General features: G+C 64.9%; 10 protein-coding genes. 5 read left to right on the top strand and 5 right to left on the bottom strand.

Features of this window, described 5'->3' with window-relative positions; genetic code table 11:
• Window positions 1–45: 45 nt before the first annotated feature.
• The gene (locus QM467_RS13360) at window positions 46–540 is read left to right on the top strand and encodes a hypothetical protein (protein WP_283366828.1); all 495 of its coding nucleotides are present in this window, start codon (window positions 46–48) and stop codon (window positions 538–540) included.
• Window positions 541–572: 32 nt separating this feature from the next.
• Entirely contained in the window at window positions 573–1,259 is a 687-nt protein-coding gene (locus QM467_RS13365) for a DUF6456 domain-containing protein (RefSeq protein ID WP_283366829.1), read from the top strand.
• A gap of 10 nt (window positions 1,260–1,269) precedes the next feature.
• Here QM467_RS13365 and meaB read toward each other — a convergent pair whose 3' ends face one another.
• From meaB to QM467_RS13385, 4 genes are all read right to left on the bottom strand, one after another.
• Window positions 1,270–2,208, bottom strand: coding sequence for a methylmalonyl Co-A mutase-associated GTPase MeaB (gene meaB / locus QM467_RS13370; protein WP_283366830.1), 939 nt, complete (start codon window positions 2,206–2,208; stop codon window positions 1,270–1,272).
• 61 nt (window positions 2,209–2,269) lie between these two features.
• On the bottom strand, window positions 2,270–2,689 hold the full coding sequence (locus QM467_RS13375) for a secondary thiamine-phosphate synthase enzyme YjbQ (protein WP_283366831.1): 420 nt from the start codon (window positions 2,687–2,689) through the stop codon (window positions 2,270–2,272).
• Between the two features lie 80 nt (window positions 2,690–2,769).
• Window positions 2,770–5,448, bottom strand: coding sequence for a pyruvate, phosphate dikinase (gene ppdK / locus QM467_RS13380; RefSeq protein ID WP_283366832.1), 2,679 nt, complete (start codon window positions 5,446–5,448; stop codon window positions 2,770–2,772).
• A gap of 132 nt (window positions 5,449–5,580) precedes the next feature.
• Window positions 5,581–6,150, bottom strand: coding sequence for an HdeD family acid-resistance protein (locus QM467_RS13385; RefSeq protein ID WP_283366833.1), 570 nt, complete (start codon window positions 6,148–6,150; stop codon window positions 5,581–5,583).
• Between the two features lie 237 nt (window positions 6,151–6,387).
• Here QM467_RS13385 and dxs point away from each other — a divergent pair, with 237 nt between their 5' ends.
• Window positions 6,388–8,307: a 1-deoxy-D-xylulose-5-phosphate synthase gene (gene dxs, locus QM467_RS13390; RefSeq protein WP_283366931.1), complete on the top strand. Its 1,920-nt coding sequence runs from the start codon at window positions 6,388–6,390 to the stop codon at window positions 8,305–8,307.
• Window positions 8,308–8,385: 78 nt separating this feature from the next.
• Here dxs and QM467_RS13395 read toward each other — a convergent pair whose 3' ends face one another.
• Window positions 8,386–10,011, bottom strand: coding sequence for a hypothetical protein (locus QM467_RS13395; RefSeq protein ID WP_283366834.1), 1,626 nt, complete (start codon window positions 10,009–10,011; stop codon window positions 8,386–8,388).
• Between the two features lie 148 nt (window positions 10,012–10,159).
• On the opposite strand from QM467_RS13395, the gene QM467_RS13400 reads away from it, so the two are divergent.
• Together QM467_RS13400 and QM467_RS13405 are read left to right on the top strand one after the other, a co-directional pair.
• The gene (locus QM467_RS13400; protein ID WP_283366835.1) at window positions 10,160–10,885 is read left to right on the top strand and encodes a TlyA family RNA methyltransferase; all 726 of its coding nucleotides are present in this window, start codon (window positions 10,160–10,162) and stop codon (window positions 10,883–10,885) included.
• A complete protein-coding gene (locus QM467_RS13405) occupies window positions 10,882–12,159 on the top strand; it encodes a class I SAM-dependent RNA methyltransferase (protein WP_283366836.1) in 1,278 nt (425 codons plus the stop codon). The genes QM467_RS13400 and QM467_RS13405 overlap by 4 nt, the downstream gene beginning before the upstream one ends.
• Window positions 12,160–12,216 lie beyond the last annotated feature (57 nt).

A 12,216-nucleotide genomic window follows, 5' to 3' on the forward strand; every position in this document is an offset into this window, starting at 1 on the left:
CCCTAATTTAATTATACATTATTTGTATATAAAATTTTTTTTCTTGTGTGTGTTGGTCTGTTTTATTTCAACAAGACCCCGCGCGCCCCCCGCCCCGCCCCGCGGCCGCTGCGGGTCGAGACCGTCAAGCCGCGCGCGGCCTTGCCGAAGACGGGCCAGTTCGGCCTGAGCGCCGAGCCGCGCCCCGCCGCCCAGACCATCACTTTGAGCGTCCCGACGCCGCCGCCGGCTTCCATCCTTTACGTTCCGACGCCGCAGGGACTGGTGCGCTCCGAGGCATATGAAGACTGGCTCGACCGGGCGGCGCGCCGCCTCAACGCCCAGAAGCCGGGGCGCATCGGCGCCACTTTCGCACTGGAAATCGCGGCGCCGCGCAACGCCCGCACCCGGCAATTCGGCGCGCTTGAGCGCCCGCTGGTCGAGCTTCTCGCGCGTTGCCGGATCATCCGTCGCGGCCTGTCGCCGGAAAGATTCAGCGCGACCTATGGCGGCGCCGGGTCGGAGCTCACCTTGACCGTGAGTGACCATTCGGCCGCCTGACCCAGCCCGCAACGCCAGAATTTGAGCGCCAGATGAACAAGACGCGGAAATCCAAGATCACCCTGCCCAAACTCACCTGTCTCGACACGCCGACACGCGCAGCGGCGCGAAAGACTCTGGAAAAATTCGCCCGCTCCGGCTATCGCGCGCCGGAAGGCCCCAGCGTCGAACGCCTGCTGAGAGCAGGCGAGTCCGCGCGCATCGAGACGTTTTCCGAAGTCGTGGAGGTCGCCCGCGGCGATAAATTCGAGACGGCGACGGTGGACTTCGTCCGCATTCGTCTCGACGACGGACCACTGGCGCGGCTGCGCGACCGCAACCAGCTCGACAGCGCCGACAAGGCGCGCAATTTCGCCCTGGCTCAGGCCGGCGAAAAATTCCGCGAGACTTTTTTCCGCGCGGGCCTCGACCCGCTGCGTTCGCTCGATCCGTCGCAGGAGGTTTCGGCGGCCTATTCGCCCAATGGACTCTGGCGCTGCGAGAGCCAGATCGAGGCCTTGCAGCAATATCGCGCCGCGCGCGAGGCGATCCCGGAAGATTTCCGCGAGGCGCTCGCCGCAATCGTTCTCAACGACCGCGAGATCGTCGATGTCGGCCGCGAAATCGGCGCCTACAAGGACGCGAAAATGGCCGGCGCGGTGGCCCTGTTCATCCTGCGCCGTGGCCTGACGGCGCTGGCCCGCCACTACCGGATGATTTCAGCGGCCGGAACGGTCTGAACGCCGCGCCTCAAACAGTCCCAAGCCGACGAGTCAATTCACGCGCGATCTCCAGCTCGCGCGTGAAAGGCCCCGCTGCCGAAGCCCGGATCGCATTGGCCCGCGCCAGCCCCTCGCTGCCAAAACGCGCGCGGATCGATTCTTCCACCCAGGCCTTTTCCTGTGCGTCGCGGCGGGCTTTCAGAGCGCCGCCTCGTTCGGCCCAGGCGCGATGTTCGGCCAGAGCCTGATGCAATTCCGCAATTCCCGCGCCGCTCGCCGCCGAGGCCAGGATCACCGGCACACGCCAGTCGTCGTCGCGCTCAAACAGAGTGAGCGCGCCTTCGACCTCGCTCTTCGCGCGTTTCGCGGCGTCGCCCATGTCGGCCTTTGTCACCACGACAATATCGGGCAATTCCATCACGCCGGCCTTCATGAATTGCAGGCTGTCGCCTGAACCCGGCTGGACGCAGAGAATGACGCTGTCGACGGCGAAGGAAATATCGGCCTCAGATTGCCCGATGCCGACACTTTCAATCAGCACCCGGTCGAACAAAGCGCGCATCAGCGCAGCCGCCGCGATGGTCTGGTCGGACAACCCGCCGAGCCGGTCGCGCGCCGCCATGGAGCGCACGAAAACGCCCTGATCGTCCGGGTCGGTCGCCATACGCGCGCGGTCGCCTAACAGCGCGCCGCCGGTGCGCCGCGACGAGGGATCGACCGCGATGACGCCGACCGTCTCGCCCCGCACGCGCCAGTCGCGCAGAAGGGCGTTGGTGAGGGTCGATTTGCCGACGCCGGGCGGCCCGGTCAGTCCTGCGGCATGGGCGCGAGTCCGGGCCAAAGCGGCGTCGAGCAGTTCCGCCAATTCCGCGGTTCCCTGCCGCGTCTCGATCAGCGCCAGAGCGCGCGAAAGACCGCGTTTGCCGCCGGCGGCGATGGAAGCCAGATCAGGAACAGGCGCGCGCATGAAGCCTCCGCAAATGCAGCGCGGGTCTAGCTGGCGCGGCGCCTTCTGGCAAGCCTCGGCCTCATTCTCCCACAGCGTGCAAAATCACCTCACGGCGATGCGGCGCGCGGCGATGCTCGAACAGGTAGATCCCTTGCCAGGTCCCCAGCATCAGATCGCCCTCGGCGAAGGGAATGGCGAGGCTCACCTGCGTCAAAGCCGTGCGCAAATGCGCCGGCATGTCGTCAGCGCCTTCGTTCTCGTGGCTGTAAAGCCCGCGCCCTTCCGGCGCCAAACGGTCGAAGAAGGCGAGCAGATCGTCAAGGACGGACGGATCGGCGTTTTCCTGGATCAGCAGCGAGGCCGAGGTGTGGCGGCAGAAAACTGTCAACTGCCCGAACGTCAGACCGCTGGCGCGCAGAAAGGCGCGCGCCTCGCGGGTGAACTCGAACAGCCCGCGCCCGCTGGTCGCGACGATCAGCTTCTGTTGAGCCTGCCGCAAAATGCGCCTCCCTTGCCAAAGCGGTCCCTTCTCCCCTCGCGGGAGAAGGTGGCGCGCAGCGCCGGTTGAGGGGGAGAAACTCAGGCCGTCGAGCGCGCCGCCGCGCCCAGCGCCGCCTGCGCCGCCGCGAGGCGGGCGATCGGCACGCGATAGGGCGAGCAGGAGACGTAATCGAGCCCGGTCTTTTCACAAAAAGCAATGGACGACGGATCGCCGCCATGCTCGCCGCAAATGCCGAGCTTGATCTTCTCGCGCGTTTTCTTGCCGCGTTCCGCCGCCAGCGCGACCAGTTCGCCGACGCCGTCCTGATCGAGCGACACGAAGGGATCGTGCGGGAGTATGCCCTTCTGGACATAGGTTCCCAGGAAGGAGCCGGCGTCGTCGCGCGAAATGCCGAGCGTGGTCTGGGTCAGGTCGTTGGTGCCGAAGGAGAAGAACTCCGCCGTCTCCGCGATCTCGCCCGCGCGCAAGGCGGCGCGCGGCAATTCGATCATCGTGCCGACCTGATAGGGAAGGGTCACGCCGGTCTCCTTGAAGACTGCCGCGGCCATAGCGTCGATGCGCGCCTTGACCATGTCCAGTTCGCGCTTGGAGAACACCAGCGGCACCATGATTTCCGGCGTGACGTTCTCGCCGGTCTTCTTCTGCGCCTCGACCGCGCCTTCGAAAATGGCGCGCGCCTGCATTTCAGCGATTTCCGGGAAAGCGACGGCGAGACGCACGCCGCGGAAGCCGAGCATGGGGTTGAATTCATGCAATTCGTCGGCGCGACGCTTGAGCTTTTCCGGGCTCGCGCCCGTTGCGGCGGCGACCTCGGCGATATCTTCAGCAGTATGCGGCAGGAATTCATGCAAAGGCGGATCGAGCAGGCGGATAGTCACCGGCAGGCCATGCATGATTTCGAACAGAGCGGAGAAATCCGAGCGCTGCATTGGCAGGATCTTGGCCAGGGCCGCGCGGCGGCCTTCCTCGTTGTCGGCGAGGATCATCTCGCGAACAGCGATGATGCGGTCATTATCAAAGAACATGTGCTCGGTGCGGCAAAGGCCGATGCCCTCGGCCCCGAATTGCCGCGCGATCCGGGCGTCGGCCGGCGTGTCGGCGTTGGTGCGCACCTTCAGCCGGCGCTCGCCGTCGGCCCAGCCCATCAGCACGGCGAAATCGCCCGACAGTTCCGGCTGGAGCATCGGAACGAGGCCGTCCATCACCTGCCCGGTTGCGCCGTCGATGGTGATGACGTCGCCCTTGGCGAAGGCACGCCCCATCGCATGCATGGTCTGACTGGCGTAATCGACGCGCACCGAGCCGGCGCCCGAGACGCAGGGCTTGCCCATGCCGCGCGCGACCACCGCCGCATGGGAGGTCATGCCGCCGCGGGTGGTGAGAATGCCTTCCGCGGCGTGCATGCCGTGGATATCCTCGGGAGAGGTTTCAACGCGCACCAGGATGACCTTGTGGCCGGCCGCTTTCAACGCCTCGGCCTCGTCGGACGAGAACACGATCTCGCCGCTGGCGGCGCCGGGCGAGGCCGGCAGGCCGGTGGCGACGATCTTGCGCTCGGCCTTGGGGTCGAGCGTGGGATGCAGCAACTGGTCGAGCGAGGCCGGCTCGATGCGCGCGATCGCCTCCGAACGGGTGATCAGGCCCTCAGCGGCCATTTCGACCGCGACGCGCAACGCGGCGCGCGCCGTGCGCTTGCCGTTTCGGGTCTGCAGCATCCAGAACTTGCCGCGCTCGACAGTGAATTCCATGTCCTGCATGTCGCGATAATGCGATTCCAGCAGCTTGGTCGCGCGGACGAATTCGGCGAATACCTCCGGCAGGGCCTTTTCCATCGAGAGCTTGTCGGATTTCGCGGCGATGCGCGCGGCTTCCGTGATGTTCTGCGGCGTGCGGATGCCGGCCACCACGTCTTCGCCCTGGGCGTTGATCAGGAATTCGCCATAAAGCGCATTTTCGCCGGTCGCGGGATTGCGGGTGAAGGCAACGCCCGTCGCCGAGGTCTCGCCCATATTGCCGAACACCATGGCCTGGACATTGACCGCCGTGCCCCAGCTTTCCGGGATATCGTGCAGGCGGCGATAGGTGATGGCGCGCTGGTTCATCCAGGACGAAAACACCGCGCTGATCGCGCCCCACAATTGCTCGTGCGGATCCTGCGGGAAGGGTTTTCCGATCTCGCGCTGCACGGCCTCCTTATAGCTGGCGACGACCTTGCGCCAATCATCCGCCTTGAGGTCCGTATCCTGGTGATAGCCCTTCTGATCCTTGTAGAGCTCCAGAATTTCCTCGAAATTATGGTGCTCAACGTTGAGCACGACATTGGAATACATCTGGATGAAACGGCGATAGGAATCCCAGGCGAAGCGTTCGTCGCCGGAGGATTTGGCGATAGCCTCGACCGTCACGTCGTTGAGGCCGAGATTGAGGACGGTGTCCATCATGCCCGGCATGGAGGCGCGGCCGCCGGAGCGCACCGAGACGAGCAGCGGGTTGGCCGGATCGCCGAAGACATGCGCGGCGAGCTTGCCGACATGGGCCAGAGCCGTCGCGACCTGGTCGGCAAGATCCGCCGGATAGGTCTGGCCATTAGCGTAATAATAGGTGCAGACCTCGGTCGAAATGGTGAATCCCGGCGGCACAGGCAGGCCCAGATTGGCCATTTCCGCCAGATTGGCGCCCTTGCCGCCCAGCAAGTTCTTCATCGCGCTGGCGCCTTCAGCCTTGCCATCGCCGAACGAATAAACCCATTTCGCCATGATCGAATCCTTAGACCGTCAGAGAAGAGCTGACTTCACATGTCAGAAAGCGCAGGAGATGAGCTTTGCCCGTCGCCCGCGTTTATCACCCCGGGGCGGCAAAAGCCAAGCGTCAGCCGAACATTTGAAGCCTTAGTGGCGCAATTTCAGCCCCAGGGCTATCCAGCTCGCGCCATGAAAAACCATGTCGACCCCGAAGAGGGTTCCCAGAATCACCATGGTGTTGCCCGGCCAGCCAGCGAGAATCATGCCGCCGAGCAGCGTGGTAACCACGCCTGCAAGAACTATGAAGGCCTTGGGTCCGGCCGGCAGTCGCGCGCCGAGCCAGATGCGGACGAGGCCGGCGAAGAGAAAGCCGAATCCGACGACCGCGGTCAACACCGCCGCCGCCACTTCCGGGCGGGCCAGGGCAAAAGCGCCGAAGACAAGATAGAACAGGCCGCTGATCAGCCACAGGAAGAGAGACGGCCAGTCGCGGGAATTGAGGCCGATCATGATTTCGACGCCGCCCGCCAGAATCAGCATCAGCGCGACGAAAAAGACCACCGCGAGCGTCGAAACCGCCGCCAGGATCAAGGCCGCGACGCCGAAAATCAGGCAGAGCGCGCCATAGGCGACAAACCAGCCCCAGCGCGAGCGCAGGCGCTCGATCGCGCCGCCAAGGCTGTGAAGCGTATTGGGGTTTTGCGGGCTCATGCTCATGGTCGTCTCCTGCCGGCAAGCCCGGTCCTGTCGCCGCGCCTCAGCGTCGGGAAACGATCAAAGCGGTCCGAAACAAGACCGTCAAGAGATGGATGGAGACCAAACAGCCAAGCTTTGCTGCAAATTAACACCGCGACGACAAAATACGATCGCGCAATTGCCCCTTGGACGTTCAGCGTGTAAAGCACCTTTTCGCGCTTCTTGTCAGAGGGGGAGCGAATATTGATCGAGTATGCCGTGAACAATAATTCGACGACCCCTGTTCTCGACCGTGTCAAGCTCCCCGCCGACCTGCGCCAACTCCCCGAGAGCGAGTTGCGCGCATTGGCCGAGGACCTGCGCCGTGCGACCATTGACGCCGTCTCCGTCACCGGCGGACATCTCGGATCGAGCCTCGGCGTGGTCGAGCTGACTGTCGCCTTGCATTATGTCTTTAATACGCCAAAAGACCGGGTCATCTGGGACGTCGGCCACCAGGCCTATCCCCACAAGATCCTGACCGGACGGCGCGAGCGCATCAAGACGCTGCGCCAGGCCGGCGGCTTGTCCGGCTTCACCAAGCGCTCGGAAAGCGAATACGACCCCTTCGGCGCGGCCCATTCCTCGACCTCGATTTCGGCGGGGCTCGGCATGGCGGTGGCCCGCACGCTTTCGGGCGCAGACAACAATGTCATCGCGGTCATCGGCGACGGCTCGATGTCGGCCGGCATGGCCTATGAAGCCATGAACAACGCCGGCGCCTCGCATTCGCGCCTCATCGTCATCCTGAATGACAACGACATGTCGATCGCGCCGCCGGTCGGCGCGATGTCGGCCTATCTCGCACGCCTCTCCTCGGGACGCACCTATCTCAAGCTGCGCGACGCGGGCAAGAACATCGCCCGCCATCTGCCCAAGCCCGTGGAAAGCGCGATCACCCGCGCGGTCGAGCACGCCCGGACCTATGTCACCGGCGGCACCCTGTTCGAGGAGCTGGGCTTTTTCTATGTCGGCCCGATCGACGGCCATAATCTCGACCATCTGCTGCCGGTGCTGAAGAACGTCCGCGACGCCGACGTCGGCGGCCCGGTGCTGATCCATGTCGTCACCCAGAAGGGCAAGGGCTATGCGCCCGCCGAAGCCGCCGAGGACAAATATCACGGCGTCAACAAGTTCGACGTGGTGACCGGGGCCCAGGTCAAGCCCAAGGCCAACGCGCCCTCCTACACCAAGGTGTTCGGGCAGTCGCTGGTCAAGGAAGCTGAGAAGGACGACAAGATCGTCGCCATCACCGCCGCCATGCCCACCGGCACCGGCGTCGATTTCTTCCAGCAGGCCTTCCCGAAGCGCACTTTCGACGTTGGCATCGCCGAGCAGCACGCCGTGACCTTCGCCGCCGGCCTTGCGACCGAGGGCTACAAGCCTTTCTGCGCGATCTATTCAACCTTCCTGCAGCGCGGCTACGATCAGGTTGTCCACGACGTGGCGATCCAGAACCTGCCGGTGCGCTTCGCGCTCGACCGCGCCGGATTGGTCGGCGCGGACGGCGCGACCCATGCGGGCGCCTTCGACATCGCATTCCTCGGCATCCTGCCCAACATGGTGGTGATGGCCGCCGCCGACGAGGCGGAACTGGTCCATATGGTCGCTACGGCCGCAGCCTATGACAAGGGACCGATCGCCTTCCGCTATCCGCGCGGCGATGGCGTCGGCGCCGAGTTGCCGCAGGACGGCGTTCCGCTGGAGATCGGCAAGGGCCGCATTGTCCGCCAGGGCGACAAGGTCGCCATCCTGTCGCTCGGCACGCGCCTCGCCGAAGCGCTCCAGGCGGCCGAATTGCTGGCGGCGCAGGGCATTTCGACTACGGTCGCGGACGCGCGCTTCGCCAAGCCGCTGGATGTGGATCTGATCCGCAAGCTCGCCACGGAACATGAGGCGCTCATCACGATCGAAGAAGGCTCGGTCGGCGGCTTCGGCTCCTTCGTCGCGCAGCAACTGACCGAGGATGGCCTGCTGGACGGCGGCCTGCGCTTCCGCTCCATGGTCCTGCCTGACGTCTTTCTCGATCAGGACAAGCCGGAACTCCTCTACGCCAAGGCCGGCCTCGACGCCAAGGGCATCGTCGCCAAGGTCTTTCAGGCGCTCGGCCGTCCGGCCGCCGCCGCCAAGACCGCCTGACGACTCGACAAGACCGCCTGACGCCTCAAAGGACAGCGCCGGGAGCCGATTTTCGCCCCCGGCCACGGCCCGGAACTCTCAATCGACCGAAACGTCGCGCCGGCTGTCCCACACCGCCAGGAACGCGCCCCATTTTGTCCGCAAGCTCGCCTTGTCGCTCGCCAGCGTGTCGAGGAAATGCGCGAGACGTCGGGACTTCCTCACCGTGTACAGCGTGAGCAGCGACGTCGGGATGAACACGAGAAAGAAAATCACCAGCCGGTCCGTCGTCGGCAGATCGGCGTGATTGAATAGATTCATGCCGAGGAATCCGGTCGTGATCGTGCCGACCAGGCTGAACAAGGTCACCACGGTCAGCTGCAGAATGGTCACCGCCTGCCGGCGCAACAGATCGGCCTCCATGAAGGCCTCCATGTCGTTGACCTCCTCGCGTAATTCCTTGAACAGAGCCTCCGTGCGCAGCTGTCCGGTCCAAATGCGGAAGACGTCGCGCAAGATTGCCTGATCCGACACTTCGCAGAAATAATAGCGGTGGGTGAAGCGCAGGAATGTCGCGGAAATATCGCGAATGTCATGACGGAAGCGCGATACCGAGCGGGTGTCATGACTTTCCAGCCGGCTGATGACCTCGACCAGCCGGTTCGACATCATCAGGATCGCGGCGCGGTGGAAATGTGCGATCAGCCCGAGCATGAAGAACTGGTGGCGGAACTGGCCAAGAAAGCCGCGCTCGCTGTCGATGAAGCCGGGGTCGCCAGACCGGCCGATCATGACGAACGCCTGCGGCGTGCACATGATCCGCATGTTGGGCCAATCCGGATCGTCGGTCCGGCGAGGATCGAAAAACCGGTCATAACAATGGGCGCGCTCGAAATCGGCGAGATAGATCGATGAAAGCGGCAACCAGTCGCGCGCGGCGGGGACCGCCGCGAGCGCGAGACGGGTGAATTCGGCGCGGGTCAGGCTGGCGGGATCCTCCACCGCAAGATAGGTCATCATCGGCATGCGATGATATTCCAGCGGCCGGTAGCGTACCGCGCAGGTGGCGCCGCTGCGATTGAGCATCATGGGGCGCAGCATAAAGGCCCAGTGGGCGGCGATGTCCGTGGTCTGGGAACGAGCTACCGACTCGTAAAATTTCAACCGGTTGGTGTAATCGGCGGCGGCGAGGGGAGCCCCCGCGGCGTCGAGCCATTCAACTGTCTCGAAACAATTGGCCGGCTCGCCGCTCTCGCTCCAGGCGGCGGGATAGGCGCGGCCGAAACGGTTGATCGTGTCCATCGCCACGTCGAGCGCGATGTCTTCGGCCGAAATCTCGATCACTGGAATCATGACATCGGCGTCGTAGAAGAAAAAGACGTCAGCGTGCTCGACCTTGAAACAGCGGAATTCCGCCTCTCCCGGCGCCCGCATCCGCACCGCCTTGATATCTGTGCGGCGATAGACCAGCAGCGGAGATTCCCCGTAGCTGCGCACGGATTTCGAGCGCTCGCCATAGAGGAATCGCTGGACATGGGGCAGGAAGGAAACGAATTCCCGGTAATGCCGCTCCTGGTATTGCGCGGGATCGGATGGAAAATCGTCGTCCAGCAAAACCCAGTTCGGATCTCCGTCGAGCTGGCGCCAATGCACGTCGCCCCGATCCGGCAATGGCATCAATTGCAACGGCCAGAACAGGATCTGACGAAATTTCTCGACCAGCATGGCGCCCTCCGGTCTTCAACTCGCTCTTTCGGCGTTTCGCTGTCCATGCTACCCGCAACGCGCCCCCAAAGGCCACGCGCGCGACTGTCCACGCGCCTAGACATTGGCATGAGTTGCATTCCGCATAACCCGCCGCAGGACCCGCCACATGACCCGTCGCGTCGATATAGCCCTGGTTGAACGCGGCTTTTTCGCCAGTCGCGCCAAGGCGCGGGAGGCTATTGAGGCCGGGCTCGTGACGCTCGACGGCCGCATGGTGGCGAAGCCCTCCGAGCCTGTCGCGGAGGATGCGCGACTTGAGGCCAGCGCCCCCTACCCCTGGGTGTCGCGCGGCGGCGTCAAGCTGGCGGCGGCTCTCGACGCATTCAGCATCGACCCCGCGGGAAAGCAGGCCCTCGACATCGGCGCCTCGACCGGCGGTTTCGCCCATGTCCTGCTCGCGCGCGGTGCGGCCAAAGTCACTTGCGTCGATGTCGGCCACAGCCAGCTTCACCCCGTCATCGCCAACGATCCACGCGTGACTTCGCACGAAAAGCGCGACGCCCGCGCCCTCGCCGCCGCCGATCTTCCTGCGCCGCCGCAAATCATCGTCTGCGACGTCAGCTTCATCTCGCTGTCGCTGGTGCTGCCGCCTGTCCTCACGCTGGCCGCGCCGCAGGCGGAAGCGGCGTTTCTCATCAAGCCGCAATTCGAAGCAGGGCCGGATTTCGTGAAAAAAGGCCTTGTCCGCGACGCCCATGCCCAACGCCGCGCTTGCGAAAAGATTCAATCTCTGGTCGAAAGCCTGGGCTGGCGCTTGATTGGCCTGATCCCCTCGCCGATCGAAGGCGGCGACGGCAATCGTGAATTCCTGCTCGGAGCGCGCCGGCCGTGATCAATCTCAACGCCCATCTCGACATCGAACGCCTTGGCGCGCGCGGCGAAGGCCTCAGCCGGGGGCCGAGAGGCCTGATCTTCACCCCCTACGCCCTGCCGGGCGAAACCATCCTCGCTGAGGTGGACGGCGAACGCGGCAAGCTGGTCGAAGTTCTGAGAGCCTCGCCCGAGCGAGTCAATGCCCCATGCCCGCATTTCACGAAATGCGGCGGCTGCGCCGTGCAGACGCTGAGCGCCCCCGCCTATGCGGAATGGAAGCGCGGCCTCGTCGCCGATTCCCTGCGCAACGCCGGCGTCGAGGTGGACGTAGCGCCGCTCGTCGCGGCCTGGGGCGCCGGACGTAGGCGCGCCACATTCCATGCCCGCAACGACCAGCGCGGCCAGCCCCATGTCGGCTTCATGGAGGCGCGCAGCCATCGCATCTACGAACTGGACTCCTGCCCGATCCTCGCGCCCGAAATGGCGGGCGCCCTGAACGCCGCGCGCAGGGTGGCGGAAATACTAAAGCCCCTGGAAAAGCCGCTCGACATCGTCGTGACCGCCGGCCTGCAGGGTCTCGATCTCGACGTTCACGGCTGCGGCAAGCTCGAATTCGAATTGGAGCAGGCGCTGATCGTGGCGGCGGAAAGTCTCGATCTCGCGCGCATCGCCAATCACGGCGTCCCGCTCGTCGAGCGCCGCGCGCCTGAAATCCAGATCGGCCGCGTCCGCGTGACGCCGCCGCCCGGCGCCTTTTTGCAGGCGACGGCGGCCGGCGAGGCGATTTTGGCGCAACTGGTGCTCGACGCTGTAGGCGAGGCCAAGAAAGCAGCCGACCTTTATTGCGGAATCGGCACATTCGCGCTGCGGCTGGCGGAAAAGGCCGATGTTTTCTGCGTCGAGGGCGAAGCCGGGGCGCTTGCCGCCGGCCTGCGCGCCGGGCGCGCGACGGCGGGGCTCCGCCGGCTGACCGGAGAGGCGCGCGACCTGTTCGCCCGCCCGTTGCTGGCGAGCGAACTCGCCGGTTTCGACGCCGTGGTGTTCGACCCGCCCCGCGCCGGAGCGGAGAAGCAGATGCGCGAACTGGCCCAGAGCGTGGTCCCTTGCGTCGTCGGCGTCTCCTGCAACGCCCAGACTTTCGCCCGCGACGCCAATATGCTCATCGCGGGCGGCTATGAGCTGGCGACGGTCACGCCCGTTGACCAATTCCTCTATTCGCCCCATGTGGAACTGGTCGGCGTGTTCCGGAAGGCCGCTGTCAAGGCCGGGCGCAAACGCCGCCTGCTAGGCTGAAAAACTTGCGATGGCGCGCCGTCTGGGGCAAAGCAGGAGCGCGCCACAACTGAGACG

The sequence above is a fragment of the Rhodoblastus sp. 17X3 genome, assembly GCF_030056575.1.
Taxonomy (GTDB): domain Bacteria; phylum Pseudomonadota; class Alphaproteobacteria; order Rhizobiales; family Beijerinckiaceae; genus Rhodoblastus.

Bases quoted from the DNA above. Each gene is read 5' to 3' on its own strand.
- QM467_RS13365 (WP_283366829.1), top strand. From the start codon at position 573: ATGAACAAGACGCGGAAATCCAAGATCACCCTGCCCAAACTCACCTGT.
- meaB (WP_283366830.1), bottom strand. From the start codon at position 2,208: ATGCGCGCGCCTGTTCCTGATCTGGCTTCCATCGCCGCCGGCGGCAAA.
- ppdK (WP_283366832.1), bottom strand. From the start codon at position 5,448: ATGGCGAAATGGGTTTATTCGTTCGGCGATGGCAAGGCTGAAGGCGCC.
- QM467_RS13385 (WP_283366833.1), bottom strand. From the start codon at position 6,150: ATGAGCATGAGCCCGCAAAACCCCAATACGCTTCACAGCCTTGGCGGC.
- QM467_RS13395 (WP_283366834.1), bottom strand. From the start codon at position 10,011: ATGCTGGTCGAGAAATTTCGTCAGATCCTGTTCTGGCCGTTGCAATTG.
- QM467_RS13400 (WP_283366835.1), top strand. From the start codon at position 10,160: ATGACCCGTCGCGTCGATATAGCCCTGGTTGAACGCGGCTTTTTCGCC.